Here is a 26,925-nt window from a genome sequence, read left to right as displayed (position 1 = left end):
ATGAGTAAACAAAAAGCACATTCACCGAAGTGAATGTGCCGTTCAAAATCTCCACCAATACGATTTGACAGAGACCCCTTTCATGTTGATCACTTTTTTAATGCATAGAATTCGCTATAACTCATTGCTTATTACTACTATTTGCTGAAAAATTTGGTAGAATAAATAGTAACCATCATTTACTAAGTTACTAATGTTATACATAAGGAGCGCAATTATGGTTTTTGGAATTGGCGTAGACATCACAGATATTGCAAGGATTAAGGCGGCCCGCCAAAAGAATCCAGGGTTTGTCCAGCGTGTTTTAACGGCAAATGAACAAGTTATCTTTAACACGCTCTCGACTAAACGTCAGGCGGAATTTTTAGCTGGCCGTTTTTCTGCTAAAGAATCCTTTGGTAAGGCCCTAGGATCGGGAATTGGAAAAACCAGTTTCCAAGATATTGAAATTTTAGATAATGCTATAGGTAAGCCAGAAATTACGTTAAATCCTTTTGATGGTAATGCGTTTGTTTCAATCTCGCATACTGATACGCTGGTCATGAGCGAAGTTGTTTTAGAAAAGAGGTTAGAATAATGGTGATTGGAACACACCGGCCGACAAAATTAGTGATCGATCGCCAAGCAATTAAGACTAATATTCGGCAGGAAATGAAGCGTTTAAACGATGATACTGAACTTTGGGCGGTCGTAAAGGCTAACGGGTATGGTCATGGCATGGTGGAAGTTGCTACTGTGGCCCAGGCCGCCGGTGCAACTGGCTTTTGTGTGGCAATTCTTGATGAGGCGTTAGCACTGCGCGCGGCTGGATTTACTGAACCTATTTTGGTATTGGGTATTACTGAGCCACAAGCAGCAGAATTGGCGGCTAGCCAGCAGATTTCATTAACAGTCGGTTCTTTAGCTTGGCTGGAGACAGCAGCAACGGAATTACATCAAACAGTACTTCAAGTTCATTTTGCTTTAGATACAGGAATGGGCCGAATTGGGTTTCAAACACCTGCCCAACTTCAGGCGGCCGAGGCATACATAACTGAACACAGTAAATTTAATTTGGCCGGTATTTTTACGCACTTTGCAACTGCTGATGAGGCGGATACGGCTTATTTTGAAGGGCAAGTCAAGAAATTCAATACGTTAATGGCCAGTTTAAAAGAACGGCCGCATTACGTCCACGTGTCTAATTCGGCAACGAGTTTGTGGCATGCGGCCTGTAACGGTAATGTTATTCGTTTTGGCGTCGCAATGTACGGATTGAATCCCTCTGGCGGCGAATTAAGGCCACCTTATTCACTGCAACCAGCATTGCGGCTTGAATCTACATTGAATTTTGTCAAGCAAGTACACGCTGGTGATGGTATCAGTTATGGTGCAACCTATAAGGCGACTAAAGATGAATGGATTGGAACAATTCCAATTGGCTATGCCGACGGTTGGCCCCGGCGAATGCAAGGATTTCACGTTCTGATTAACGGTGAGTACTGTGAAATTGTGGGGCGTGTTTGTATGGATCAATTAATGGTGCGCTTGCCAAAAGAATTGGCAGTGGGAACCAAGGCTACTTTAGTTGGTCAAAATGGTTTACACGCTATTACATTACAAGATGTGGCTACTTACGCTGAAACAATTCATTACGAAATTGCTTGCGGTTTCGCAACAAGGGTACCAAGAACGTATCAGAATTAAAACGTAATATTGCTGTAACCTTATGCCCATTTAAATGTCTCCTAAAACATGTTAAGATTATGAAGATATGATGAATATCCCGTGAACTAATGTGATGGAGGTCATGACGATGGAATTAAAGACCAAAGAGTTCGTTGCGTTTGATGAACAAACAAAGAAAAAAATCGACGCATACTGTGAATATTATTCGGTGGATGAAAATGACTTAGTAAATGGTGCTATGATGGAATTCTTTAAAATCCACCAACAGAAACTTGACACTCTCATCAACGGTTATATTGAGATGGGACATTTAAACGCAGAGATTGCGCGTGAATTCAGTCCGTGTGAATGTGAGGCGGATCAGCTCATCCGTTAGGAGTGTTGTCGGGAGGCATCTATGGATCCAGTTGTAAAACGCGGGGATATTTTTTATGCAGATCTTTCACCAGTCGTTGGTTCAGAACAAGGTGGAATGCGACCAGTATTAGTGGTCCAAAATAATATTGGTAATCATTACAGCCCAACTGTCATTGTTGCGGCGATTACTGCCAAGATCCAAAAGCCCAAAATGCCAACACATGTAGGTATAACGGCTAAACAGACTGGCATTGAAAAAGATTCAGTAATCTTGTTAGAACAAATTAGAACAATTGACAAACAACGTCTACGCGATAAGGTGGCACATTTGGCTGATGATTTAATGGCCAAGGTTGATAGTGCAGTTGCGGTAAGCGTAGGTCTTAAAAGTATTTAAACTGCTATTATCTATTTTCTAGAGCGAGGTAAAACGTTACTTTTAGCGGCATAGTTTAACTCAGCGAAGAACCAATTGAATGGCTGAAGTTGACTTGTTGTGCGGTAGCTTTTTGACTCGTATTTTTTTGATTAAATTAAAGGTCTGCGCTACGTTATTATTGAACGAAGTTTTTCTGGAATGTTTAAATCTATTTTATTATAAATTTTCGGTAAATATGCTTGAATATTGTCAAAGCAGTATTGTTATCAATAATTTCAAGCGGTCATAATTTTTAATTACGAAGTAGAATGAACCTCTTTTACGACATTCTCCAAATAAAAAAAGTTGGCCAAGGGACCCAACTTTTTGATAGTTATTAGCTATTCAGTTTGAAGATTTTCAACTTCTATTACTTCAAATCCCTTTCGTTGTAAGTGGTCAATAATTTTTTGTAAAGTTGCTTCAGAAGTACCTTCAGGTAGTGTAAAAAGCGTCCGGCGAATTAAATCACCTTCTGTGGCGTCTAGTGTTAGGCAGTTAGCGATGGAGACGTAGCGCGTGATGATCCGTGACATGTCGGTTAACTCACCACGTCCATCTGGAGAGGTGACTGTAATCACGTAACTACCAACTTTAACGTTCCAAGATTGGGAGAGCATGCCCAGTAAGTGGTTATGGGTTAAAATACCGTAAAAATAGCCGTGTTCATTCAAAACGGCTATGTAAGGTAAATCCTTAATTGTAAAAAAGACTTTAAAAAATGGTGCATCTAAATTAATGTACTTAGTTGCATTTTTTAGTAAATGAGTTACAGGTAAGCTCATGTCGCCGCCACGTGATTTATGACGGTAAATGTGCATTTTATAAATATTTCCACGGAAAATCTTGCCTGATTCGTCTAAAACAGGCACACAGCGAAAGTTTGAATTTTCGAGAATTTCAAGTGCTTCTTCAAGTGTTGCTGACTCCTCAACGGTAGTTAGCTGAGCCTTAGGTTGAACTAATGATTCCAATAACATTATATGATTCCTCCAAAATTAAAACTTTCTCATTTTGTACTGAATAATCATAGCATAAAAAGGCGACTATTAACACAATAAATATGTGAATCTTCACATAAAAAGGAGAAATAATGCGTAACGAAATGATGCACCGGCCAGTGATTGACCACGAAGTTTTGGCCTACTTACGCCGCGGCCAAATGCCATTAACCGGACAATTAGGTAACATAGAAGCAGTGGCGCGAAAAAAAGGAATTCCGATTATTCCGGCAGAAACGGCGGCTTTTATTAGCACACTGTTTAAGGCACTGCAACCGCAAAATGTTTTAGAAGTTGGAACAGCGATTGGATTTTCGGCGGCCTTAATGTTGACTGCAATGCCTGAAAATGGGCACGTAACGACAATTGATCGCTTTCCAACCATGCAAGAACGAGCAAAGGCCAACTTTGAACTGTTAAATATTAGTAAACAGGTGACACAGTTGGCAGGTGATGCCGCTACAATTTTACCCAATCTAACAGGAATTTATGATGTTGTCTTTATGGATAGCGCCAAGGCAAAGTATTTAGACTTTTTATCTGATTGTCTTCGTTTGGTTAAGCAAGGTGGTGTCATACTGATTGATGATATTTTGCAGGGTGGTACAATTTTGGATTCACCGAAGACAATTCGGCATCGTGATCATGCCATTCACCGTAAATTAAATTTATTACTGGATTATGTTTTTCGTGAAGAACAATTGCAGGCTAGCCTATTACCTTTAGGTGATGGTTTGTTAATGATCACTAAGTTAACTGCAGGGCCCTTTCATATTCCTAACTAATACAAAATAGCGCACAGTTTTATTCGCTAAGTGATAGGTTAGTTAATAGGGCAGGCTGTTAATGGCTAGTGCCATCAGTATTTATGAATAACGGCAATAGTGACGTACTAATATCATCAAACGATTTAAAAAAGAATAGCTTAGTTTAATTTTAGCCTTAAAAAGTGAAATTAGACTAGGCTTTTTTAGTACCAAAAAGCTTGATATTACAGCAAAATGGCTGACAAGTAAGTGGAAACTAAGTTATTTCTTTATTGAAAGGGCTTGCATTTTTATAGTATGTCATATATATTTAATGACGTACTATAAAACTAATAGAGGTGTCCATTTATGAAACAAATTTATTTCTTTGCTGAAGGTAATCGTGATATGCGGGCTTTACTTGGTGGTAAAGGCGCGAACTTGGCCGAAATGACTGGTCTTGGTTTACCAGTACCTAGTGGTTTCACCGTCACAACTGATGCATGTCACCAATATCAGACAAATAATAACAATATGACATCACAATTAGAAGAAGAATTGAAAGACGCGTTACAACACTTAGAAGAACAAACCGGTAAGTTATTTGATAATACGGCCAATCCATTATTGGTCTCTGTCCGCAGTGGTGCGGCCATTTCAATGCCAGGTATGATGGATACAATTCTGAATCTTGGATTAAATGATCAGACCGTACTTGGTTTGGCTAAACAGACTAATAACGAACGTTTTGCCTGGGATTGTTATCGCCGTTTGCTACAAATGTTTGGCAATGTTGTTTTTGGAATTCCTGAGAAGACCTTTGATAACGAAATGACCAAACTTAAGCAGGCCAAACATTATCAATCAGATTTAGAATTAACAACTGCCGATCTAAAACAATTAGCACAACAATTTAAGGCACTATATACGGCCACTGAGCATAAGGCGTTTCCACAAAATCCACATGAACAACTGCAACTGGCCGTTGACGCTGTCTTTTCATCTTGGCAGAATAATCGGGCCAAAGTTTACCGTAAGTTACACGGCATTCCCGAAACTCTTGGTACGGCCGTTAACGTTCAAATGATGGCCTTTGGTAATAGCGGCCAAGATAGTGGTACTGGCGTAGCTTTTACGCGTAATCCAGTTACTGGAGAGGCCAAGCTGTTTGGTGAATTCTTAAAAAATGCACAGGGCGAGGATGTTGTTTCTGGTTTACGGACACCGCAACCAATTCATGAGTTGGCCGATTCAGATCCAGAAATTTACCAACAATTCGTTGATAGCGTGCAAGAATTAGAAAATCATTACTGTGATATGCAAGACGTCGAATTTACGATTGAACACGGTAAACTTTACTTCTTACAAACACGAAATGGTAAGCGAACACCAAAGGCTGCTGTTCAAATTGCCGTTGACCTAGTTGAAGAAGGCAAAATCAGTGAAGCTGAGGCATTGATGCGAGTTGATCCTGAACAAATTACGCAACTGCTACATCCAGAATTTGCGGTCGACGATTTAAAAGGCAAGGCTGAACTTGCTAAGGGCTTACCTGCAAGTCCAGGGGCTGCTAGTGGTCAGATTTACTTTACGGCAGCTTCGGCCAAGGCAGCACACGAAGCAGGTCATCAAGTTGTTCTTGTTCGACAAGATACTTCTCCTGAAGACATTGAAGGAATGGTTGTAAGTGAAGCAATTGTGACGAGTCGTGGTGGCATGACCTCCCACGCAGCTGTTGTTGCTCGGGGAATGGGTAAATGTGGCGTTGTTGGTTGTGCAGCAATTACAATTGAATCCGACAAGTCAGTTAAAATTGGTGAACAAACTTTTCATGAAGGCGATAATTTATCTGTTGATGGAACAACTGGTAAATTATATGCCGGTATTTTAAGCACAACAAAGGCAGCACAAGATCCTAATTTACAAAAATTTCTGCAGTGGGCGCAGAAAAATGGGAACGTTGACGTTTTTGCTAATGCTGATACACCAGCCGATTTTGAACAGGCATTACGGTTTGGGGCCAAGGGAATTGGATTGACCCGAACTGAGCACATGTTTTTCAAATCCGAACGATTATTCCAGATGCGTCGGTTAATCATTGCCCGAACGGCGGATGATCGAATTGACCCATTGAATAAATTACGTGAAATGCAGCAAAGGGACTTTGTTGCCTTGTATCGTTTGGCCGAAGGCAAGAACGTGACGATTCGGCTACTGGATCCACCATTACACGAGTTCCTGCCCCATGATGAGGTAGAATTAAAAGAAGTTGCTACTGCCATGAACGTCTCGGTAGATAAATTACGTAATCGGGTTGCTGAATTAAAGGAAGTTAACCCGATGCTTGGTCACCGTGGCTGTCGTTTGGCTGTTACTTATCCGGATATTTATGAAATGCAGGTCACTGCGATTGCAAATGCGGCGTTGCAGGTTCGATCTGAAGGCATTAACGTTAAACCGCACATCATGATTCCATTAATTGGTTCGCTAGTTGAAATGCGTTGGGTTAAGGATCGTTTAGTCGCCAAACTGAATGAAGTGTTCGCGACCACAAAGCAGCCACTTCATTATCAGATCGGGACTATGATTGAAATGCCCCGTGCTTGTCTAGTTGCTGATCAAATTGCGCAAGAGGCCGATTTCTTTAGTTTTGGGACTAATGATTTAACCCAGCTAACTTATGGCTTCTCACGTGATGACAGTGGAAGTTTCTTGCCTGATTATATTGAAAAAGGCCTGTTACCGGCCGACCCATTTAAATCGCTTGATCAAGAAGGTGTGGGCGCTTTAATGAAGATGGCGGTTAATGGTGGTCGTAAAGAAAAACGTTCATTGCCAATTGGTGTTTGTGGCGAACTTGGTGGCGATCCTGAATCAATCAAATTCTTTGATGCAATTGGAATTGACTATGTTTCGTGCTCACCATACCGAGTTCCCGTTGCAGTCTTGGCCAGTGCGCAGGCAGCAATTAATCGCCGCCACCAACCAAGTTTTGCTAAGGCAACACCAACAACACATTAATATATTATTGCGAGCGTAATTTAGAGGGCAGGCGAGTATGGTAAAAGTATATTTTTGCCACGCTCACCCGCCTTTTAAGTCGCTCCTTAATCAGTTATACTTACAGTAGTGAAATTAAGATAAGGCGGCAATTAGCGTGGAATTTACAAAAAGGCAACGGGAAATTATTGAGATTGTTAAAAATGAACAACCAATTAGTGGTAATAAAATTGCCCAACACCTTAACTTAACGCGACCAACTCTGCGGAATGATTTATCAATTTTAACGATGACAGGGATGCTAGATGCTAAACCAAAAGTGGGGTATTTTTATTCTGGTCAACACGCTAATCCGTTAACTTTTGAGACATTATATGAAGTGCCAGTAGCAACTGTGATGTTGACACCAGTTTTAATTAAACCGACAACAACACTACAGGATGCGGTTACGACGTTGTTCATGTATGACATTGGATCACTCTATGTTGCTGATGATGAGCAACAATTGTTAGGGGTCATTTCGCGAAAGGATCTACTACGGGCTACTTTGAATACGCAGGATTTAACACAAATCTTTGCGTCGATGATTATGACCCGAATGCCAAATATTACAACAATTACGGCGGAGGATCGAATCTTAGATGCAGGTTATTTGCTCATGTCGCACCAGGTTGATTCATTACCAGTACTGGCCGAGCGAAGTAAAAAGGTTGTCGGTAAGGTTACTAAAACTAAAATAATGCAGTATTTTGTGGAAGTCGGAATGAAGATTGAACATGAAAAATATGATTAGAGGTCACTTTTAGGTATGATTAGACTAATTTAGTTGATAGAAATTGTTTCAAAAAATATCCGGTTAGGTCTAAAGGCGTTACTAGAATTAAAGTTTCAAACGATTAGCCTTAGATTAGTTGATAGATGGGAGTAAGCTAGATGACAAAACAGCAAGTCAAAATTTACGTCATTTCGGATTCAGTAGGTGAAACGGCACAACGAGCTATTCAGGCAACTTTGCTGCAGTATCCAGCGGTAGAGGCGACGATTAAGATATTTCCGTTTGTAACGGAAATTGACGAGCTTGAACCAATCATGCGTGAGGCAGCAGTCGAGAAAGCACTTATTGCAATAACACTTGTCGATCCGAAACTTGTTCAGTGGGTAACGGACTTCACCTCTACCCACCAGATGACGCTGGTTGATTACATGACTCCCTTAATGACCAAATTAGCTGGATTAACGCAAGAGCAACCGATTCGTAAGCCTGGTATTCGTCACGCGATTAATCAAGATTATTTAAAGAAGGTCGCCGCAATTGATTTTGCCGTTGCTCATGATGATGGACAACAGTTACAAAGCTTTTTGAAGGCCGATTTAATTCTACTAGGTGTTTCGCGAACGGCAAAAACACCAGTTAGCCTATACTTGGCAAATCAACGGTTGAAGGTAGCAAACTTACCGTTAATTCCCGGGACACCACTGCCCGAAGATCTTCTTAGCTGGCCAAAGGAAAAATTGGTCGGTTTAACGATTGATCCTAAACGGTTGCAATCCGTTCGGCAAACACGGATGGCCGGTATGGGATTAGCCAAGGCCAATCAATATACAGATTTAGAACAAATTAGGGCCGAATTGCAGTACGCCGATCAATTATTTTCACAATTAAAAATAGAACCCATTGATACAACTGTACGTTCAGTTGAAGAAACGGCGGCCGTAATTTTAGCGGCAAGAAAAGCCCAAAGTGATTAAAGGACACTCAAACGTTGTCTTGTGGAACATATTTTGACGATAATATTCGAAAAAGCAAGCGGCTGGGACTTCTGTCTTGGCCGCTTGCTTTTTCCGAACATTGCTCTAGAACGTGCGCCAAAAGTCTGGCTCACGTGCTTAACTACAACTAATTCAATAAACGTACTATGGTTATTGAATTAGCCTACGCCACGCAGTGAACCTAAAATCGACTTTTGATGCACTCCTTTGATGTTTATTATTTTAAAGTTGACCTTCAATTCGGTTATAGTAGTCAACCGCAATATCCGTATCACTTACGCGTAACTTGGTGACACTACCGTTTAATGGACTTTTGGTTAAATCAAATTGGTTGGTGCCGTATTTGCCAACAATGCTACGAATTGTAGTCCCGTGACTGACCAGTAAAACGTTAGTGTCCGTCTGATTTTCTTCACGAATTTTAGCAATTCCCTGTAAAAGGCGATGCCAATATTCAGTGCTGTTTTCGGCGTCATGAAAAGGATCAGCTTCCTTCATAAAATCCTTTGAAGCATCAATTGAGTAGTTCGTAATAATTTCGGCGAAGTTTTTGCAGCCGTGCGGATAACCGGCCATGTACCAGGTTTCTGAAGAATTGGCACCTTCAAAATAACCGTAGAATTGCTCACGAAAATAGCTAGTTTCTTCTGGTTCAGTTATTAAAGAGGAGTCATTGGCCCTTAAAATAAGGCGGGCCGTATTACGTGCACGGCCGGTATCGCTGCAATAAGCTCGGGCAAATTTGAGTTGTGCCAAGCGATTACCTGTATTTTCGGCGTCCTGGATACCCTGTTCAGTTAGCGGGGAGTCCGCCCAGCCTTGCATGCGATTGTAGCGATTATAGTAAGTTTGGCCGTGACGTACAAGGTAGACCGTCAAATTTTTCATGTTGCGTTAACCTCCAAATTAAATAAAATGTCTAAAATAGCGCGAAAAGCAGAAATTACTTTTTTCGCGCTATTTTTAATTAAGGTTTAAAAGTACCAGCTTCAACATCTTGAATGAACTGTGTCAGGTGTTCGAAGTAAACTGGTGCATTATCGATCATGTGGTGGTGACCACCATTAGGGGTTGTCACTAAACGAGCATTAGGCATTTGTTCCGCCATTCGTTTTGCTGTCGCTAATGGCATTGTTTCGTGTTCACCAAAGGTTAATAGTGTCGGAACCTTGATGTTTTTAATTTGATCACGAATATCCCACGACTTTAGCTTACCAGTCACAACGAATTCATTATTACCTTGAAAATCATTGTAGACGGGCGTTGCTGTTGTATCAACCAAGTGGCTAATTGCCGGTGGCTGTTTACGGTCAACGTAACCCTTATTGAGAATATCAACGTAACCTTGATAACGTTCATTGTCGAGGTCATTGCGGTTTTCGCAATCTTGCATGTAAGCAACGGCATCAGCAGGTAAAGCCTCTTCACGTACTTGGTTAATGTGCGTGACGTATTCATCAATATTATCCACCATACTAGAGATGATGGCTCCCTTTAAGTGTTGGCCGTACTTTAATGCGTAAAGCATGGTCAGGGCACCACCCCAAGATTGGCCAATTAGATAGAAATTATCTAAACCTAATTTCTGGCGAACTTCTTCTACTTCATCCAAATAATAATCGTAAGTCAAAAAACGATCGCGATTTGCTTTTTGATTAAAATCAGGTTGGTCAGAGTACCACGAACCAAGCTGATCGTACATTGAAACCTGCACGCCGATTGGGGCTAATTTATCCGCGAAGTTCTCGTAATATTCGTGATTGCCACCAGGGCCACCGTGAAGTGTGAGAAGTTTGATGTCGCCAGTGCCATCAGTGTGCGTCCAGAGATGGTAACCATTCTCCAACGTAATAATGTGTGTTCCATTTTCTGCCATACTATCACCTAATTCCTCTATATAATATGTCTATCTTAGCACAATCGTAAGCGAAGGAAAAAGAGACGGCTAATTACAGAAATCGATCACACTGTCTAAGTTTTTTTAAAAGTGCTTAAGAGATCACTAAGCTATCGGCTTACTGGTCAATTTCAGGTATAATGAAAGATAAGGGAACGGGACTAAATTAAGTTATAGAAGGAGTAAGAAGTTATGAGTAGAAAATGGCAGCAATGGTTAGGTGTCGCTATGCTTCTTGTTGGTGGGTTGTTCTTATGGCGCACTACTACAGTGCAGGCGGACGATACAACCACCACTAGTTCAAGTTCGGTAGTCAACGAGCGCTGGGGGAAACCAACATTTATTTATGGTGGTGGTCTCACACAGGATCAGGTGCAGCAAACAATGCAGATCATGAATATTTCATCGGATCAAGTAACGACGGAAAGTGTGACTGGGCAAGATCTTGTTCATTACCTCGGTTCTGGTTCCGGCGATACTAGTGTAATGATTTCCTCAGTGCTTGTCACCCGTGAGGATAGTGGTCATGGGATTACTGTAAAAATTGATACACCAAGTGATATTACACAAATTACGGCCGATGAATATAAAAATCCGTTGATCACAGCGGGAATTAAGGACGCAACCATTGAAGTGGCCAGTGTTAAACCGGTGACCGGGGAAAGTGCCTTGACTGGAATTTATAAGGCCTTTGATGTTAATGGTGAAAAAGTTGATCCAACCCGGGCAGCCTTAGGCCAACAGGAATTGGAAACGACGAATGACGTTGCTCAAGATGCGGCTCAAGAAAATGAACAGCAAAATCCTAATCAAAGTAGTAGCGAGAATAAATCCGACACGACAAAAATTAAACTGCAATTGGCCAATGTGTTAACTGATATCAAGCAGCAGCTGGCAGATTTGAAGAACGAAGGTAAGACGGCCAACACAACCCAGATTACTACGATTGTTAATAATTCGATTAAGGATAATCATTTGGAGGGTAAAATTAGCCAAACAAACATTACCAAGATTGTTAATTTGGCTCAAAAATACCAGTCAACTTCTGGTGTATTAGATAAATCTAGTATGAATCAGTTGGATAAAGCTAAGTCGAGTATTAATAGTACTTTAAATAAAGTGGGTGGCGTTTTGCAGAACGCCCAAAATTCTAGCTGGTGGCAACGTTTTGTTAATTGGGTTAAGAACCTTTGGAATAGTATTTTTTAGTGAGGTTGGCAAATGAATAAACGAATGACACATGCAGCGTGTACCTCGATTTTGGTAGGTAAGGATGCAACAATTGATGGTTCCACAATAATCGCCCGTAATGAAGATAATTACGTTGCAATAGCTCCGAAACGACTAATTATTCGTGCGGCCAAAGACTATCATTCTGAGTATTTTGTATCAGCCAATAATGGATTTAGGTGGCTACTTAACGGTCCGGCACTGCGCTATACGGCGACACCTGATCGGGATGCCAGTGCGGGATTGTACGAGGAATCGGGAATTAATGGGCATAATGTCGCAATGAGCGCCACGGAGAGTGCCTACGCCAATAATCAAGTTTTGGCGGCTGATCCGTTAGTTGGTAACGGGATTGCAGAAGACGCAATGGTCAGCGTGGTTTTACCTTTCGTCAAATCGGCCCGGGCTGGTGTTGAACGCCTAGGCCAAATTGTCACTCAATCTGGCGCGGCCGAAACTAACGGGGTTCTTTTTAGTGATGCCAGCGAAGTTTGGTATATGGAAATTGCTACTGGACATCAGTGGGTGGCCCAACGAATTCCTAGCAACGCTTATGCAGTTGTGGCCAACCAATTGGCGATTCAAGAGATTAATTTTGCTGATCAGGAAAACTTTATCACGGCACCTGGGTTACAAGATTTTGTAGTGCTGAATCATTTAAATCCACGACCAGCAACGTTTAATTTTCGCGTGATTTTTGGGACCCAAACACAAGAAGATGTTCACTATAATTCACCGCGAGTTTGGGAAGGACAGCGAGTACTGACGCCAACGGTGATACAGCAACCGGAGGCCACTGATTTACCATTTGTTCAGTATCCCGACCAGCGGCTCAGTTTGGCGGATATTCAACGAGTTTTACGTTCCCACTATAATGGAACGCGGTATGATCCGCTGGGAACAACAGGAGACCAAAATAGTCGAGAAAAGTACCGCGCAATTTCCTTATCCCGAACACAAAATTCACACATCTTACAAATCAGGGCGGATAAACCTGAAGCATTGGCGGCCATTCAATGGGTGGCCTTTGGCATTAGTGCGTTTAGTCCGTACGTCCCTTTTTATAGTAACAGTACGGTAATTCCACAGGCTTACGCCCAGACGCCGGCTAAAGTGACGATAAGTAGTGCCTACTGGCTATATCGTGTTTTGGCGGTCTTAGTTGAGCCACATTATTTAAAGCTGGCACCAACAGTAGTCGATTTTCTTACCGAATGTGAACGGATAGCGTTGCAGCACGTTACGGCTACTGATCACCTAAGTGAATTGCTACCGGACAATGTTATTTCAACCGTATTAACGCAAGCTAACACGGAAATGACACAGCAATTCATGACTAAGACGCAGGCCTTTCTTGGCGAATTGGTTATTAAGAATTCAGCCCTGTCGAAACTAACTTTTGCCATGGATAAAAATTTGTAATTAAAATAATCTAAGCTTAGTTCTGCTGTTAATCGATGAAAAATCGATTAACAGCAGAACTTTTTTGTTTACAATGAAAAAAAGGCCAAAAGCTGGTTTTGGATTTACTGCGTAACGTAGGCTAATCCAATAACCGCGACTTTTGAGACACTTTTTTAGTGTAATTGATTTCGTTGCAAAATATCGCCTGCTTTGGCATCTAGTCGTAATTGGACGGTACCGACACTTGGACTTTTTAACGTTAGGTCGTAGTAGGTGACACTGTTAGCCTTGCCCAAAGTATAGCGCAACAATTTACCATCCTTTACCTGATTATGAGCAATCATATTCATTATTTTTAATGATTTAACGCCGGTTAAGTTTAAAGGTTCGGCGTTTTTTAAGGTACTTGAACTTGCTTGGTGAGTGACCTTAGCCGTGTTTGGCTGCATAGCGCTAACGGTCATTTTGATGAAGCGTTGGTGTACTCGCCCGATCAGGTGGTAAGTATAAGTGTGGTGCTCTTGTTGTAAAGTAACTTGTAGTAAGGTGGCGTTAGGTTGTTTTTGGTTAAACAACTCAACTGCCTGCGTAAGGCCCACTTTTGCTGTAAAAATATTCTTTGGTTGATTTTGTTTAACGGGTGAATTAGTGCTGGATTGGCTAGTTTGCCGCTGTGAATTTGATGAACTACAGCCAGATAACGTTAATAGTAGCAGGCCAATTAGGGTTAATTTTAAAGCCCGTTTAAACATCAATTCTTGATACTCAATTGATGTCGAATTTCTGGAACATCGGCCTTATCGCCAGTAAAAATCAAGTGATCACCCTTTTCTATAAAAGTGTCGCCGTGAGGGGCGATAAATAGGCCATTACGATAAATTCGACTGATCGTAATACTATTAATAAACGGTAAATTTTGCAATTCCATTCCTGCGTAGCGCCGATTTTGGACCGCTACCTCATAAAGGCCAGCAGAAGTGTCAGTTAGCAGTTTCAAGGTGGAAGGCGATTCAATCATTCCGCGGAGCAAACTAATATTAACGTCAAAGGAGTTAAACAATTCAACTCCTTGCTGATTTAGGATCTCGTCCTTATTATCCGCAACGTTTTTTTCTTCAAACCGGGCAATAATTCGGGGAACATTATGTTTGCTGGCGGTCTGAGCAGTGCGAAAGTTTAAGTTATAGTCAAAATAGCCTAAAACCATAATATCAGTATTAAAAGCGTCGGCATCCAGCAGCGTTTGTTCATCAAGGTCAGGAAGAAGTTCAACGTTGGCCTCACTGTTGTACGTATGATAATTTTTAGGTATCGTGGTAAACATTTTAATGTCATACCAGCCCTTAGATAGTTGTTGCGCCACCGGAATAGTTAGTAGATTTGTACCGATAAAGGTTACGCGGGTTTTAACCAAATCTTCTTTTTCTGGTGCGTAAAGTTTGTTGAAAATAATTGGCGAGAAGATACAAGTAATGACAGCAGCCAAAATAAAAGCACCCGCTTGTTGGCTTGTGATTGCGTGTAGGTTTTGCGCAACGGTTGAAGTTGGGATCACAACCGTAATTGTGGTGGAGGCAAGAAAGCCGCCGGCCCAAGCATTTTTAGTGGTGTACCGTTGGCGATAGAAAAATACCGGAATAATCTTAGCAAGCATGAAGCAAGCAAAAAAGACGGGAATTAAAACTAATGATTGTCGATTTGATAATAGTTTGGGCAGATCTAATTTTACTCCGGTAGTAATAAAAAAGATCGGAATGAAAAAGCCGTAGCCAGTTGACGTTAACTTGTCCCGGGTCGCGTCACTAGGCTGCAGTAGTTTCATAACAATACCTGCCAAAAAGGCGCCTAAAATATTTTCGGCACCGACTCTTTCCGCAATTGTGACTAACGCGAAGATCAGGAAAAATGCCAGCCGAATATCCAATTGGGTTGTTGATTTATCAATTCGTGAAAAGAATTGGTGAATACTGCGAAAACGTAATAAAAGAAAAATTGCGGCAAGAAAAATCAAAAGAACTAACCACAAACTTTTAGATTGACCACCGTTAATTGAAGCGTAGGCAGTCAATGCGAGTAATGGCACAATTTCGCCTAACGCGGCAGTAAGTAAAATTGTTTGGCCAAACGCCTTACTTAAAAGTTCTTTTTCGGTTAAAGCAGCGATAACCACGCCTAAAGCGATGGTAGAGAAAATAATGGTAGCCAGTAAAATATCGTTGAACAAACCAGTCAAATGAAGTAACCAGCCTAAAAGTGCAGAAGTAATGACAATACCAGTGTAAGCACCAACGGCCAATTTGACAGGAGTCCACTTTGCGGGCTTAGCATTACCAATTGGCTTTTGCGGTCGAAATAAATTGAAGTCGATTTCCATCCCAGAAAGAAAGATAAGAATAATCACTCCGAGACTAGATAATTCCCGCAGGTTTGCCGTAAAATGAACCAGATTCAAGAAACTCTTACCTAAAATAATACCAACGATAATTTCGGCCACAGCTGTTGGCACTAACGTGATTTTAAAGCGTGCCATGAATAATGGTGTCATTAATGCTGCTAGTAATACGATCAGTAGTGATAGTTGTGCCATTGCTTTACGCCTCTTTTTTGTTTTTATCATAACATTTTAGAGAAAAATGGCACAAATAAAAATGAATGACTAAAGGATGAGCATCTTCCTTAAAGCATCTCCTTGGCAGATACTAACTAAAATAGTTGGGCCATAAATTAAGAGACCAGGACAACGGCCCTAGTCTCTTATTTTTCCGAACATTACTTTAGAATATGCGCCAAAACTGACTTCTGTCTACTTGAAAGCTCCAACTATTTTTCGTAGTAGAATAAAAAGTACCATTTAACGTTACCTAATCATCCATTTTTTTAATGTGGTGTTTTTTAATGAGATTATAAATGCCAATTGTGCAACCAGGAATTAAGGCAACAATAACGACACTCAATAAGATTAATGAAAAGTGATTTTGAACTAAGGGCAAACTGCCAAAGTAGTACCCTAAAAGTGAACCACTGGATACCCAAATTAAAACACCAAGAAAGTTATATAGAATAAAACGGCGGTAGCTCATTTTGAATATACCCGCAATTAACGGGATAAAGGTTCGAATCATTGGAACAAAACGGCCGAAGATCACTGTTTTACCACCATGCCGAATAAAAAAAGCAGAAGCGTGCTCAAGTTGATCATCTTTGATATGGCGCTTGATAAACCTTAAACGTCCAAGGTGCCGGCCAATTTCAAAATTAACGGTGTCGCCGATTAATGCGGCAAAGAAGAACGTTAAAAAGAGTAATTGCATATCAAGAAAGAAGCCATTACGTGCTGCTAAAGTACTGCTAATAAAAATAACCGATTCACCAGGTAAAAAAGGAAAGATGACTAGGCCGGTTTCAATAAAAATCATTAAGAATAAAATGGCGTAACTGTAATGACCAAAATATTGAAAAAGCGGCAATAGGACAGACTCCAAGTGGGTTAGGCCGTAAATTAATGTGTGTACCAAGTCATCCCTCCTCATCAACAACATTAATTCTAGAGTACACTGTTTATAGCAAATGGTGCAACGCCAAACGTAAAAAATAGGCATGATTTAAACAAAAATTTATAACTAACAGTTGTACTTAAACGAGGTCGCATACTGTTTAACAACTAGTTGATTCAAACGACATTAAAACAGAGAACCCACGGGTAGATAGGTTAGTAGGTATTTAAGTATATTTACTAGTTGACTGACATTCGATCACTATGTGGTTTCAGTTCGCACCGATTGTATGAAGCCGCGGAAAGTGCTAAAATTGAATATCCAAATAACTTAAGTTTAGTGTTCATAAGGAGGCAGTGCATCAGTGACTGAGAAGCAAAAAGAACAAGCACGAGTAGATGATGTTGTAGCCAAAATTAAGTCAACTGAAAGTAAATTGACTAAGAAGATCAGTGAAGCTAAAAGTGATGAACAATCCATCAACGATAACTTTAATAATGATGTGAAGCTAAATACTGGCTCTTATGAAGGCATGATGGATACTGCCCTATCGATCAGGCAGCAACAGCAAATGCTGAATGAGCGGAATAATAGTTGGCAGCATTCAGCACAGCAACTGGATGTTTTACAGCGTTTGGATAAGACGCCTTATTTTGCGCGGATTGATTTTCAGGAAGATAAGGCCAAGGCGGCAGAAACGATATACATTGGGTTAGGTTCCTTTACCGATTCTACGGATCACTTTCTAATTTATGACTGGCGGGCACCAATTTCGTCGATTTATTATGATGGTAATCTTGGCCGAGTGACCTACCAAACGCCAGACGGTGAACAGGCCGTTAACGTCAGTTTAAAACGACAATTTTTGATTGAAAATGGTCAGATTAAAACCATGTTCGATACCCAAGAGACCATCGGCGATCAAATGTTGATGGAAGTACTGGGTGAACAATCTGACACTAAGATGAAGAGTATTGTCACCACAATTCAGCGGGAACAAAACCAGATTATCCGTGATACTTCGGCTAAACTGTTATTTGTTCAAGGTGCTGCTGGCTCTGGGAAAACGTCAGCAATTATGCAGCGAGTTGCGTATCTGTTATACCGGTACCGGGGAAATTTAAAGTCTAGTCAAGTGATTATGTTTTCGCCTAATCAGTTATTTAATGACTATATTTCTAACGTTTTACCGGAATTAGGTGAACAAAATATGGTGCAGTTAACGTATCATCAATACGCTGCCCGGCGTTTGCCCAATATTGAGGTGGAGGATCTATTCACTCAATTTGAAAAGCACGAAAATCACGTTGACAAGAAGGTCAGTCGCTTAAAATCCAGTTTGGCATTTCTGGAAGCAACCCAGAAGTACGCTGAACATTTGGAAAAGGCGGATATGCATTTTCGGGATGTGAAATTACGTAATGAAGTTTTTATCGATAAAGATCGAATTGAAAAAACTTATTATAAATACAATGAAAACTATCATTTAGGTAATCGATTAACTGCCACAAAGGAAAATTTATTACGTTATTTGGGACGCCGAATTAATTCGGAAATGCGATCTAAATGGGTTAGTGAATTTATTGAAAGCCTTGATTCAGAGGGAATTAATAAGTGGTATGGTGATCATCCGCATAATTTTGAGAATGGTGACAAGGAATTTAGTTTCTTAGCCCGGCGTGTTGTAACGGCCGCCTTTGAAAGTGTTCGCCGAGGAATTAGTCGGAATCATTTCTTAAATATTAAGGGTCAGTACATCGACTTTCTACGGCAAGTACCAAAATATCTAGATCTAAAACAGTTTAACGTTAGCGAAGAAGAATGGCAGTTGGACGTTAACCAAGTTTTAGATCGTTTGCGTCAGAAAAAGTTAGCAATGGATGACGTGACACCTTACCTTTACATGTACGATTTAATAACTGGTAAACACGGTGATCGGGATATTCGCTATTTATTTATTGACGAAATTCAGGATTATACACCTTATGAATTAGGCTTTTTGAAAACTAGTTTTCCACGAGCTCGTTTTACGCTGTTAGGCGATTTGAATCAAGCTATTTTCACTCAAGAAAGTAGCTTGCTTAAAGAATTGGGAACGATGTTTGAAAAGGAAGATACGCGGGTTATTCAACTAACTCAGTCTTATCGCTCTACTGAACAGATTACGAATTTCACTAAGGCACTGTTGAAAAATGGCGAGAAGGTCACTGCTTTTAATCGTGAGGGGCCAACTCCTAATTTGATTGTCCGACCAACAACTCGTGATTTAGTGACGGCCTTAAAGCAGCAGCTAACGGTTAACGATGAAGCCGGTCAGACTACGGCGATCATTACGAAGACTCGGCAGGACAGTGAGGCACTTTACACGATAATGCATGATCAGAAAGTGCCAGTGACGCTGATTCGGTCTGAAAATCAACGTTTGGCGGCTGGAACAATTATTGTCCCATCCTACTTGGCCAAAGGGCTAGAATTTGACGCGATTATTGCTTGGCAAGTCACAGCGGCCAATTACGGGAATGACGACGAACGGCAGCTACTATATACAATTGCTTCGCGGGCAATGCATCATTTAACGCTAATGGCTGAAAAAACGGTTTCACCATTGTTGAATGACGTGCCAAAAGAACGGTATACAGTTGATAAAAAGAGTGTTTGAAAAAGCGTTCGGATGCTACGCTACAATTGAGAATTAGCTATAACCGGAGTCGGCTTTTTTGAACAGGTTTACGCTAGATTGGCTAGGGCGATACTAGCAAGCGTATTTTGCAAACACGACCTAGACCAGTTAAACTTATTTATAGAAAATAGAAAAGCAGCGTACTCGTTTAGCCAATTAATCTGGTTTTAAACGAGTACGCTGCTTTTTTGCTAGTTATTAGTTGAAAATTAGAACACATTTAATAGGTAATTTTTTGTTAGTTACGATCAGAAACCAGTCATCACCGAGTCTTATAGTAGGCTCTTCCAGTCACGAGCCCAAACGGCGCCCATAACCTTTCGACCGGCATGAACCCCAAGCACTGGCCCTAGGGTACTGGTATCAATGGCAACTTGTGGGTAACTAGCCTGAAAATCATTAACCCAGTTTTCACTTTCGGCCGCATTATCGCCGTCAATGACGTCAATCCGAACGGGATAATCAACTTGATTAATGTAATCAGTGATTTCACGTTTAACGTGGTTAAAGGCACGCCGGGAAGTACGTTCTTTAGCAACCGCGACAATCTTTCCTTGTTTATCAAAGTTTAAAATTGGTTTGATACGTAACATGTTGCCAACAATAGCCGAGGCGTTGCTTAGCCGGCCAGTACGAACTAAATGGCTGAGATCGGCAACAATAAAGTCAACCCGTTGGCTATCACGTAGTATTTTTAAGGCTGCAAGAATTTCGTCAACGGATTTACCAGCCTTAGCTAAATTAGCAGCCAATAAAGCCATGTTGCCTTCTGCTGCGGTGGTTAATAGTGAATCAAAAGGATAAACTTTTATGTTAGTAATGTTCGGTAAATAGGCCTCTAAATTAGGAATAAAGCTGGTGATGCCGCTGGACAGGTGAATACTGATAACAGCATCGTAACCTTGTTCTGCTAGATCATCGTATACAGCCTGAATTTGGCCCATGGAAATCTGAGCTGTACTAGGTAGTTCCTTATGTGTTTGTAACATATCGTAAAATTGTTTAGTTGTAAGATCGACATTTTCTTTGTAAGTAGTTTTTCCAAAAATAACGGTAATTGGGACGACCGTTATATTATTTTCGTTTGCTTGTTGTTCGGTTAAGTAGGATGCACTATCAGTTACAACAGCAATCTTCATCTATTTCACTTCTTTCATCATTTTAGAGTACAATCATATTCACCAGTCTACGCTATTTAACGGGACAATGCGACTAATTTTTCATTAGTCGTTGGCGTAAATGTTCGGTAATTAAGGAACATAGCAATTGATTACCAGCAGAATTAAAGTGAAGGCCATCATCTTGGTGTAGTGGTTTCACTTGAGCCTGCATGGCGGCGCTTAGGTTAATAAAATCAACGTGGGCCTCTTTAGAAACGTCGTTGACAATTTGATTGTATTCGGTGATACGATGAATTGGCCGATCAGGATTTAACCTTTCGTCAATCATTGGTGGACCAATCATAATTAGTTTGTTGGCCCCGATTTTTCTGATTAATTCAGTTAGATTTTGCCGGTAAGCTTGGGGGCTAATGCCCAGAATTTGCGATAAATCATTGGCACCAAAAAAGAGAACGACAGCGGCCGGCTTACGACTTAAAACGTGTGCCGTAACCCGATCAAGGGCGTCTTTTGTAGTGTCTCCGGGAACGGATGCATTAAAAACGTGGTCGTTGGGAAAGGCTTGCTGGATCGTCTTAGTAATGACCGGATAGGTCCAACCATGATTAAAGCCAGCAAGAATACTATCACCAAAAAGAATAATTTCTGCCATGTTTTGTCTCCTTAAAAGTATGTTTGTTACCACTAAGAGTAGTTTTTGGTAAGAGAGTGGGACAACAGTTTGGTTCTTATTGTTTCCGCACGTTACTCTAGAATGTGCGCCAAAAGTCTGGGTTTACGTGCCTAACTACAGTTCATTCAATAACTGTACTATGGTTATTGGATTAGCTTACGTTACGCAGTGAACCCCAAAAACGGCTTTTGTCCCACTCCCAGGACAAACAACGGACAATCTTGTGCTATACTTTTGCTTAAATATTTCCGTGTAAAGGATAAAATAATTATGAAACAACAAATAAAAACGTGTGCGGCCTCAACCGCACTACAAGCACATCACATATTGTATCAAGATTTGAATCCGCTGCAAACTTTACATGGCGGGCATTTAATGGCGTTAGTCGATAATGTGGCTTCTATTAGCGCACTACGATTTGCGAACACGGCGGTGATGACTGCGACCGTGGATCATTTTGAATTTAAGCAAGCCTTTCAAGTTGGCCAAATTGTCACGGTTCAAACCTACGTTAGCGGTGCCGGTAATCGCTCCCTAGAAATTTTTGCCAAGGTTATTGGCGAGGATGCATTAAGCGGTGAACGTTACCTTGGCGCAACGGCTTTTCTGACTTTTGTCGCTTTAGATAAGCAGGCAGTGTTGCCCACTTTAAGACCAGAAAATCGTGAAGAAAAACTAGTTTGTGCTGCCTACGAACAACGGCGAGCCGCTAATTTGAAGGCACAACAAGAAAGTAGTGAACTAGCACAACAATTAGATCTCAGTGTTAAATAAAAGGATTGTTGGAACTGTTGGTGGTGCCACTTTGTAAAAATAAATGCTGCGTGTTCAAAGATCGATTTTGGTGGTCGGGCTACGATCATTAAATGATATGCTAGCCTAAACGAGTCATTTGATGATCTAGGCATTACTCTGAAATTAATTTTACTAGTATTTGTCTAACTAATTTAGCGGGAACGTGTTTAGGTTAATCCTCAAAATCTAAACGCTTTCCAAACACGCTTTAAAAAACTCCGGTAAAATTTCAGAGGTATGCTAAAATAGAGGCATCATGGATGTGGTGGGGGATTAAATTGCAAGATGAGATGAATTACTACCGGATCAGTCGGGATGAATGGCGCCGTTTCTATCGTAATGGAATGGCACCGCTTACCCAGGCCGAACTGGACCAAGCCAAATCATTAAACGATCAAATATCGCTAGAAGACGTACGGGAGATTTATTTACCTTTACGCCATTTGATTCATGTTTACTATGATCAATATCAAGCGCAACAGCATGATCGCACGAATTTTTTGCGAGTGCGCGCGCATAAAACACCATTTATCGTTGGTATTGCCGGTAGTGTAGCAGTGGGCAAAAGCACCACGGCGCGCTTACTAGAAATTTTGTTAACCCGGGCTTACCCGACAAAACGAATTCAAAATATTACTACCGATGGTTTCTTGTACCCTAATGCTGAGTTGAAGCAACGAAAAATATTGGAACGCAAAGGCTTTCCAGAAAGTTATGATATGCAGCGGTTAATTAATTTTTTAACCGACGTTAAAAATAATAAGGGCCCTGTGAAGGCACCAAAGTATTCGCACCAAATTTACGATGTGATTCCTAACGAATATGATGTAATCGATTCACCGGATATTCTAATTGTTGAAGGGATCAACGTCTTGCAGCTACCAAGCAATCAATTGGTTTATGTTAGTGATTTCTTCGACATTTCAGTTTACGTTGATGCAGAACCGAATCTGATTGAGAAATGGTACTTGGATCGTTTTAAAGTGCTACTAGATACAGCCTTCACTGATCCAACAAATTATTATTATTCTTATGCGGTTGGTGATCGCGCGGCTGCTTTGAAAATGGCCCGTCACGTTTGGGAGACCAACGATTTACCGAACTTAAAGGAATACATTTTACCAACCCGGAATCGTGCTGACGTCATTTTGCATAAAACAAACAACCATAAGATTGATCACGTTTATTTTCGTAAATTTTGAGGTCAATGAGTGTTTGTCCAGAAAAATACCAATAAAAGTAGTTTTTAAACTTACTTAACGCTAGCAATTAGTATTTTTTTAATTGAGCTACCCTAATAATTAGATGAAAAGCGGCTTTGAAAGGTTGACCGAATGGACGACAATCAGTAAAATGAGTTTATTGAAAATATTTATGAAAAGAAAGTGCTTAAAAAGGTGTTCACAGACTGAATGCAGGAATTGGTTTTTTAGGTACGTTTAAGTTACTTACATCAAATGAATGAGGTGAATTATTTGGCAACGACGGACATGCAAAATTTTGATAAGATCATCGTCCTCGATTTTGGGAGCCAGTACAATCAATTGATTACCCGGCGAATTCGTGAATTTGGGATTTATTCTGAATTGTTATCGCATAAACTGACTGCTGCGGAAATCAAAGCAATGGCACCAAAAGGCATTATTTTTTCTGGTGGACCAAACAGTGTCTATGATAAGGATGCTTTTCGAGTTGATCCAGAAATCTTTAATCTAGGTATTCCGGTTTTAGGAATCTGTTATGGCATGCAGTTAATGGCAGATATTCTGCCTGGTGGCGACGTTGAACCAGCTAATAATCGTGAGTACGGTCGGGCTGATATTCAGGTTACTGATCCAACTGCCGTATTATTCAAGGATTTACCAACTGATCAGTACGTTTGGATGAGCCACGGTGATTTAGTGACGAAGGTACCTGATGGTTTCAAACAAACCGCAACTAGTAAGAACTGTCCAATCGCGGCAATGGCTGATGATAAACGGAAATTCTATGGCTTGCAGTTCCACACTGAAGTTCAAAATACCGAGTATGGTAATGACATTTTACGGCACTTTGCTTTCGACGTTTGTGGCGCCAAGGCCAACTGGTCCATGAACGATTTCATTGACTTACAAATTCAAAAAATTCGGGAACAAGTCGGTGATCGCAAGGTCTTACTTGGACTTTCCGGTGGGGTTGATAGCTCCGTTGTAGGAGTTTTACTCCACAAAGCAATTGGAACTCAGTTGACAAGTATTTTCGTTGACCATGGTTTACTACGTAAGGGCGAGGCTGATCAAGTCATGGCTAGTCTTGAAGGTAAATTCGGTTTAAATATCATTAAAGTTGACGCGCAAAAGCGTTTCTTAGATAAATTAACCGGCGTATCTGATCCTGAAAAGAAACGCAAGATCATTGGTAACGAATTTATTCAGGTCTTTAACGACGAAGCAATTAAGCTTAAAGGCATTGATTTCCTTGCCCAAGGGACACTGTATACCGACGTTATCGAGAGTGGTACTGATACTGCGCAAACAATTAAATCGCACCATAACGTTGGTGGTTTGCCCAAGGACATGCACTTCCAGTTGATTGAACCATTACGGACTTTGTTCAAGGATGAAGCACGTGATTTAGGCGAAAAATTAGGTATGCCGGAAGAACTTGTTTGGCGACAACCATTCCCTGGCCCTGGCCTGGGAATTCGAGTTATCGGTGCCATTACCGAAGACAAACTCAACATCGTGCGCGACAGTGACTTCATCTTACGGGATGAGATCCAAAAGGCTGGCATGATGCGTGATATCTGGCAATACTTCACCGTTTTGCCTGGTATTCGTAGTGTTGGTGTTATGGGTGATGGTCGTACTTACGATTACACAGTTGGTATTCGTGCCGTCAACTCGATTGACGGCATGACCGCCGACTTTGCACGCATTCCCTGGGACATCTTGCAAAAGATTTCCGTCCGAATCGTTAACGAAGTCGACCACGTCAACCGCGTAGTGTACGATATTACCTCCAAGCCGCCGGCGACGATTGAGTGGGAATAAAAAAATAAGATTTTAAACAAGTTCAGCCCTGTAGTAACCCGTTAAAAGGTTATTGCAGAGCTGTTTTTTGTTTAAGCAAAAATGGTATAAAATGATTAAAATTGGTTATTATCCGGTACATTAGACGGTACGTTTTAATTTGCCCATTTTGTACCGTCTATAGCTTTGAGACTGGTTTTATTCATTGAAAAAGGGTAATGGTCACTGAAAAATTAAATGGCTATTACCTTTTCTATTTTGCGTGTGCCTTAAATGAGTCTATAAAAATGGACCAGTAATAGAGCGAATGCTACTTATGGAGCCAGAAGGTGTTCCCGAAAAAGCAATCTCACCGCTATTTCTACCGGATCCTGGGCCAAGATTGACTATTCAATCTGCCTGTTTTATAAATTGCAAATTATATGCAATGACGATCAGAGTTTATTCACGGTCTAGATTGCTTAAACCTGTGGTGGGTTCATCAAGAATAATCGTTTTATTTTTGATTCAAATGTGATTATTAACTATGCTATACTTTTATTAATATATTTTTTGGAGGATGAATTGATGAATAAGGGTATTGACGCCCCTCTAGTTCCATTTTTATTGTGTTTGGGTGGGTTAGCGCTAATTGGTTTAGGATTAGTTCCACCGATTGAAGTCGGTATGAGCTTGGCCTTGCAGTTAGCTGGTGGACTTTATTTGATAGCGTGTGGTTGTGTGTTTATCCATACCAGTCTAGTTGGTAAAGAAAAAATCTGGGATAAAGTCTTGAATCAAAATAAGATTGACTCAACAGCCAAATGCCTCGATATAGGCTGTGGCAATGGCTTGGTCATGTTTAAATTAGCAAAAGTAGCTTTGAATGGTAAAGTGGTCGGAATTGATATCTGGCGCAGTCGTGATCAGTCGAACAATTCTAAGCGAAAAGTAGAGACAAACATTAGACAAATGAATTTAGACAAGCGAGTTGAAGTCTTGACGGCCGACATGAGAGAAATGCCTTTCGACACGGATAGTTTCGATGTTGTTGCATCTAGTCTAGCAATTCATAATGTGAAGCCTGCAAAAGAGCGAGAGAAGGCGCTGCGAGAAATTGCGCGAGTGCTAAAGGATTCCGGTAAATTACTGTTGGTTGATATGGAACGTAAGGATAACGAATACATAAGTGTTTTGAAATCATTAGGGTTTAGTCATTTTGCGGTGCAATATTCAGGATTTAACGGCTGGTGGGGCGGTCCATGGGCTCCAACGTTTGTGCTTGTGGCCTCACGATAGAATTAAGTAATAAAAGAACGGCATCAACTAAACACTGATAACTTAAGTAATCCAAATTATCGGCGGTAAAGTTTACAACTAATATGGGTAAAAACCATTAGCGTGATAAAATCCATGGATCTTTTTTAATGGACTGATCATTTTTCGATTAACATAAGTTATTTGCGGTTATTACTCTATAATTATTGGCATTTATTGTTAGTGAAATACCAGGATTTGAACAATTAACGTAATAGTTTTTACCTTTTTTTAAAATTGAATCCGCATCATTAATACACGCTTTTACTAGATCTTCAATTTGATGACTGAAACTTGAAAGCTAATAATCACGCCAAAGGCGTGTGGTTATTGGCTTTTTTGGCAAAAAAATAAACGCAAGCTC

24 protein-coding genes are annotated in these 26,925 nt (G+C 40.6%); 15 read left to right on the top strand and 9 right to left on the bottom strand.

What is annotated here, in order from left to right; all coding sequences use genetic code 11:
* Positions 1 to 217: 217 nt before the first annotated feature.
* The 4 genes from acpS (at position 218) to EKM61_RS07770 (ending at position 2,422) form a co-directional block, all read left to right on the top strand.
* Entirely contained in the window at positions 218 to 577 is a 360-nt protein-coding gene (gene acpS / locus EKM61_RS07785; RefSeq protein WP_068225556.1) for a holo-ACP synthase, read from the top strand.
* Entirely contained in the window at positions 577 to 1,686 is a 1,110-nt protein-coding gene (alr, locus tag EKM61_RS07780) for an alanine racemase (RefSeq protein ID WP_068225555.1), read from the top strand. Before acpS ends, alr begins: the two co-directional genes overlap by 1 nt.
* 109 nt (positions 1,687 to 1,795) lie before the next feature.
* On the top strand, positions 1,796 to 2,044 hold the full coding sequence (locus EKM61_RS07775) for a hypothetical protein (RefSeq protein ID WP_068225554.1): 249 nt from the start codon (positions 1,796 to 1,798) through the stop codon (positions 2,042 to 2,044).
* A 21-nt stretch (positions 2,045 to 2,065) separates the two neighbouring features.
* Positions 2,066 to 2,422 (top strand): type II toxin-antitoxin system PemK/MazF family toxin, encoded by a 357-nt coding sequence (locus tag EKM61_RS07770; protein ID WP_068281166.1) that lies wholly within the window; start codon positions 2,066 to 2,068, stop codon positions 2,420 to 2,422.
* Positions 2,423 to 2,784: 362 nt separating this feature from the next.
* Here the strand turns inward: EKM61_RS07770 and cbpA are convergent, their stop codons facing one another.
* Positions 2,785 to 3,423 carry a cyclic di-AMP binding protein CbpA gene (gene cbpA, locus EKM61_RS07765; RefSeq protein ID WP_068225552.1) on the bottom strand — a complete coding sequence of 213 codons (639 nt, stop codon included), beginning with the start codon at positions 3,421 to 3,423 and terminating at the stop codon, positions 2,785 to 2,787.
* 113 nt (positions 3,424 to 3,536) lie between these two features.
* Between cbpA and EKM61_RS07760 the strand changes: the two genes are divergently transcribed.
* The 4 genes from EKM61_RS07760 to EKM61_RS07745 all read left to right on the top strand — a co-directional run bounded on the left by EKM61_RS07760 (position 3,537) and on the right by EKM61_RS07745 (position 8,939).
* Positions 3,537 to 4,229: an O-methyltransferase gene (locus EKM61_RS07760; protein WP_068225551.1), complete on the top strand. Its 693-nt coding sequence runs from the start codon at positions 3,537 to 3,539 to the stop codon at positions 4,227 to 4,229.
* A gap of 330 nt (positions 4,230 to 4,559) precedes the next feature.
* Positions 4,560 to 7,211: a pyruvate, phosphate dikinase gene (gene ppdK, locus EKM61_RS07755; RefSeq protein WP_068225550.1), complete on the top strand. Its 2,652-nt coding sequence runs from the start codon at positions 4,560 to 4,562 to the stop codon at positions 7,209 to 7,211.
* 136 nt (positions 7,212 to 7,347) lie between these two features.
* Positions 7,348 to 7,983, top strand: coding sequence for a helix-turn-helix transcriptional regulator (locus EKM61_RS07750; protein ID WP_068225549.1), 636 nt, complete (start codon positions 7,348 to 7,350; stop codon positions 7,981 to 7,983).
* A 140-nt stretch (positions 7,984 to 8,123) separates the two neighbouring features.
* Complete coding sequence (locus tag EKM61_RS07745) at positions 8,124 to 8,939, top strand: pyruvate, water dikinase regulatory protein (RefSeq protein WP_068225548.1); 816 nt, start codon at positions 8,124 to 8,126, stop codon at positions 8,937 to 8,939.
* Positions 8,940 to 9,182: 243 nt separating this feature from the next.
* Here the strand turns inward: EKM61_RS07745 and EKM61_RS07740 are convergent, their stop codons facing one another.
* Positions 9,183 to 9,848, bottom strand: coding sequence for a histidine phosphatase family protein (locus EKM61_RS07740; RefSeq protein WP_068225547.1), 666 nt, complete (start codon positions 9,846 to 9,848; stop codon positions 9,183 to 9,185).
* Positions 9,849 to 9,927: 79 nt separating this feature from the next.
* Positions 9,928 to 10,836: a proline-specific peptidase family protein gene (locus tag EKM61_RS07735; RefSeq protein WP_068281163.1), complete on the bottom strand. Its 909-nt coding sequence runs from the start codon at positions 10,834 to 10,836 to the stop codon at positions 9,928 to 9,930.
* Positions 10,837 to 11,049: 213 nt separating this feature from the next.
* On the opposite strand from EKM61_RS07735, the gene EKM61_RS07730 reads away from it, so the two are divergent.
* On the top strand, positions 11,050 to 12,066 hold the full coding sequence (locus EKM61_RS07730) for a DUF1002 domain-containing protein (RefSeq protein ID WP_068225545.1): 1,017 nt from the start codon (positions 11,050 to 11,052) through the stop codon (positions 12,064 to 12,066).
* A 12-nt stretch (positions 12,067 to 12,078) separates the two neighbouring features.
* Positions 12,079 to 13,509, top strand: coding sequence for a C69 family dipeptidase (locus tag EKM61_RS07725; RefSeq protein WP_068377061.1), 1,431 nt, complete (start codon positions 12,079 to 12,081; stop codon positions 13,507 to 13,509).
* A 155-nt stretch (positions 13,510 to 13,664) separates the two neighbouring features.
* Here the strand turns inward: EKM61_RS07725 and EKM61_RS07720 are convergent, their stop codons facing one another.
* From EKM61_RS07720 to EKM61_RS07710, 3 genes are all read right to left on the bottom strand, one after another.
* The gene (locus EKM61_RS07720; protein ID WP_068225543.1) at positions 13,665 to 14,246 is read right to left on the bottom strand and encodes a hypothetical protein; all 582 of its coding nucleotides are present in this window, start codon (positions 14,244 to 14,246) and stop codon (positions 13,665 to 13,667) included.
* On the bottom strand, positions 14,243 to 16,078 hold the full coding sequence (locus EKM61_RS07715) for a cation:proton antiporter family protein (RefSeq protein WP_068225542.1): 1,836 nt from the start codon (positions 16,076 to 16,078) through the stop codon (positions 14,243 to 14,245). Before EKM61_RS07715 ends, EKM61_RS07720 begins: the two co-directional genes overlap by 4 nt.
* A gap of 274 nt (positions 16,079 to 16,352) precedes the next feature.
* Positions 16,353 to 17,006, bottom strand: a complete 654-nt coding sequence (locus EKM61_RS07710; RefSeq protein ID WP_068225541.1) for a VTT domain-containing protein — start codon at positions 17,004 to 17,006, stop codon at positions 16,353 to 16,355.
* Positions 17,007 to 17,349: 343 nt separating this feature from the next.
* On the opposite strand from EKM61_RS07710, the gene helD reads away from it, so the two are divergent.
* Positions 17,350 to 19,644: an RNA polymerase recycling motor HelD gene (gene helD / locus EKM61_RS07705; RefSeq protein WP_068225540.1), complete on the top strand. Its 2,295-nt coding sequence runs from the start codon at positions 17,350 to 17,352 to the stop codon at positions 19,642 to 19,644.
* A gap of 293 nt (positions 19,645 to 19,937) precedes the next feature.
* On the opposite strand, the gene EKM61_RS07700 is transcribed toward helD, so the two are convergent.
* Together EKM61_RS07700 and EKM61_RS07695 are read right to left on the bottom strand one after the other, a co-directional pair.
* Positions 19,938 to 20,804, bottom strand: coding sequence for a DegV family protein (locus EKM61_RS07700; RefSeq protein WP_068225539.1), 867 nt, complete (start codon positions 20,802 to 20,804; stop codon positions 19,938 to 19,940).
* Between the two features lie 73 nt (positions 20,805 to 20,877).
* Positions 20,878 to 21,438: an SGNH/GDSL hydrolase family protein gene (locus EKM61_RS07695; protein ID WP_068225538.1), complete on the bottom strand. Its 561-nt coding sequence runs from the start codon at positions 21,436 to 21,438 to the stop codon at positions 20,878 to 20,880.
* Positions 21,439 to 21,729: 291 nt separating this feature from the next.
* Between EKM61_RS07695 and EKM61_RS07690 the strand changes: the two genes are divergently transcribed.
* The 4 genes from EKM61_RS07690 to EKM61_RS07675 all read left to right on the top strand — a co-directional run bounded on the left by EKM61_RS07690 (position 21,730) and on the right by EKM61_RS07675 (position 26,543).
* A complete protein-coding gene (locus EKM61_RS07690; RefSeq protein WP_068225537.1) occupies positions 21,730 to 22,233 on the top strand; it encodes an acyl-CoA thioesterase in 504 nt (167 codons plus the stop codon).
* Between the two features lie 299 nt (positions 22,234 to 22,532).
* Entirely contained in the window at positions 22,533 to 23,456 is a 924-nt protein-coding gene (gene coaA, locus EKM61_RS07685) for a type I pantothenate kinase (protein WP_068226256.1), read from the top strand.
* 273 nt (positions 23,457 to 23,729) lie between these two features.
* Positions 23,730 to 25,286 (top strand): glutamine-hydrolyzing GMP synthase, encoded by a 1,557-nt coding sequence (guaA, locus tag EKM61_RS07680; RefSeq protein WP_068225536.1) that lies wholly within the window; start codon positions 23,730 to 23,732, stop codon positions 25,284 to 25,286.
* A gap of 546 nt (positions 25,287 to 25,832) precedes the next feature.
* Positions 25,833 to 26,543, top strand: a complete 711-nt coding sequence (locus EKM61_RS07675) for a class I SAM-dependent methyltransferase (RefSeq protein WP_082918521.1) — start codon at positions 25,833 to 25,835, stop codon at positions 26,541 to 26,543.
* A 148-nt stretch (positions 26,544 to 26,691) separates the two neighbouring features.
* Here EKM61_RS07675 and EKM61_RS12355 read toward each other — a convergent pair whose 3' ends face one another.
* Positions 26,692 to 26,841: a DUF3781 domain-containing protein gene (locus EKM61_RS12355; RefSeq protein WP_082918580.1), complete on the bottom strand. Its 150-nt coding sequence runs from the start codon at positions 26,839 to 26,841 to the stop codon at positions 26,692 to 26,694.
* Positions 26,842 to 26,925 lie beyond the last annotated feature (84 nt).

It is taken from the genome of Loigolactobacillus backii, from assembly GCF_003946275.1.
GTDB classification, from domain to species: domain Bacteria; phylum Bacillota; class Bacilli; order Lactobacillales; family Lactobacillaceae; genus Loigolactobacillus; species Loigolactobacillus backii.
This window is presented reverse-complemented; position numbering and strand designations above follow the sequence as displayed.

Excerpts from the sequence above, each read along its gene's own strand:
- acpS (WP_068225556.1), top strand. The coding sequence starts at position 218 with ATGGTTTTTGGAATTGGCGTAGACATCACAGATATTGCAAGGATTAAG.
- alr (WP_068225555.1), top strand. The coding sequence starts at position 577 with ATGGTGATTGGAACACACCGGCCGACAAAATTAGTGATCGATCGCCAA.
- EKM61_RS07775 (WP_068225554.1), top strand. The coding sequence starts at position 1,796 with ATGGAATTAAAGACCAAAGAGTTCGTTGCGTTTGATGAACAAACAAAG.
- EKM61_RS07770 (WP_068281166.1), top strand. The coding sequence starts at position 2,066 with ATGGATCCAGTTGTAAAACGCGGGGATATTTTTTATGCAGATCTTTCA.
- cbpA (WP_068225552.1), bottom strand. The coding sequence starts at position 3,423 with ATGTTATTGGAATCATTAGTTCAACCTAAGGCTCAGCTAACTACCGTT.
- EKM61_RS07760 (WP_068225551.1), top strand. The coding sequence starts at position 3,537 with ATGCGTAACGAAATGATGCACCGGCCAGTGATTGACCACGAAGTTTTG.
- ppdK (WP_068225550.1), top strand. The coding sequence starts at position 4,560 with ATGAAACAAATTTATTTCTTTGCTGAAGGTAATCGTGATATGCGGGCT.
- EKM61_RS07745 (WP_068225548.1), top strand. The coding sequence starts at position 8,124 with ATGACAAAACAGCAAGTCAAAATTTACGTCATTTCGGATTCAGTAGGT.
- EKM61_RS07740 (WP_068225547.1), bottom strand. The coding sequence starts at position 9,848 with ATGAAAAATTTGACGGTCTACCTTGTACGTCACGGCCAAACTTACTAT.
- EKM61_RS07735 (WP_068281163.1), bottom strand. The coding sequence starts at position 10,836 with ATGGCAGAAAATGGAACACACATTATTACGTTGGAGAATGGTTACCAT.
- EKM61_RS07730 (WP_068225545.1), top strand. The coding sequence starts at position 11,050 with ATGAGTAGAAAATGGCAGCAATGGTTAGGTGTCGCTATGCTTCTTGTT.
- EKM61_RS07725 (WP_068377061.1), top strand. The coding sequence starts at position 12,079 with ATGAATAAACGAATGACACATGCAGCGTGTACCTCGATTTTGGTAGGT.
- EKM61_RS07715 (WP_068225542.1), bottom strand. The coding sequence starts at position 16,078 with ATGGCACAACTATCACTACTGATCGTATTACTAGCAGCATTAATGACA.
- EKM61_RS07700 (WP_068225539.1), bottom strand. The coding sequence starts at position 20,804 with ATGAAGATTGCTGTTGTAACTGATAGTGCATCCTACTTAACCGAACAA.
- EKM61_RS07695 (WP_068225538.1), bottom strand. The coding sequence starts at position 21,438 with ATGGCAGAAATTATTCTTTTTGGTGATAGTATTCTTGCTGGCTTTAAT.
- EKM61_RS07690 (WP_068225537.1), top strand. The coding sequence starts at position 21,730 with ATGAAACAACAAATAAAAACGTGTGCGGCCTCAACCGCACTACAAGCA.
- EKM61_RS07675 (WP_082918521.1), top strand. The coding sequence starts at position 25,833 with ATGAATAAGGGTATTGACGCCCCTCTAGTTCCATTTTTATTGTGTTTG.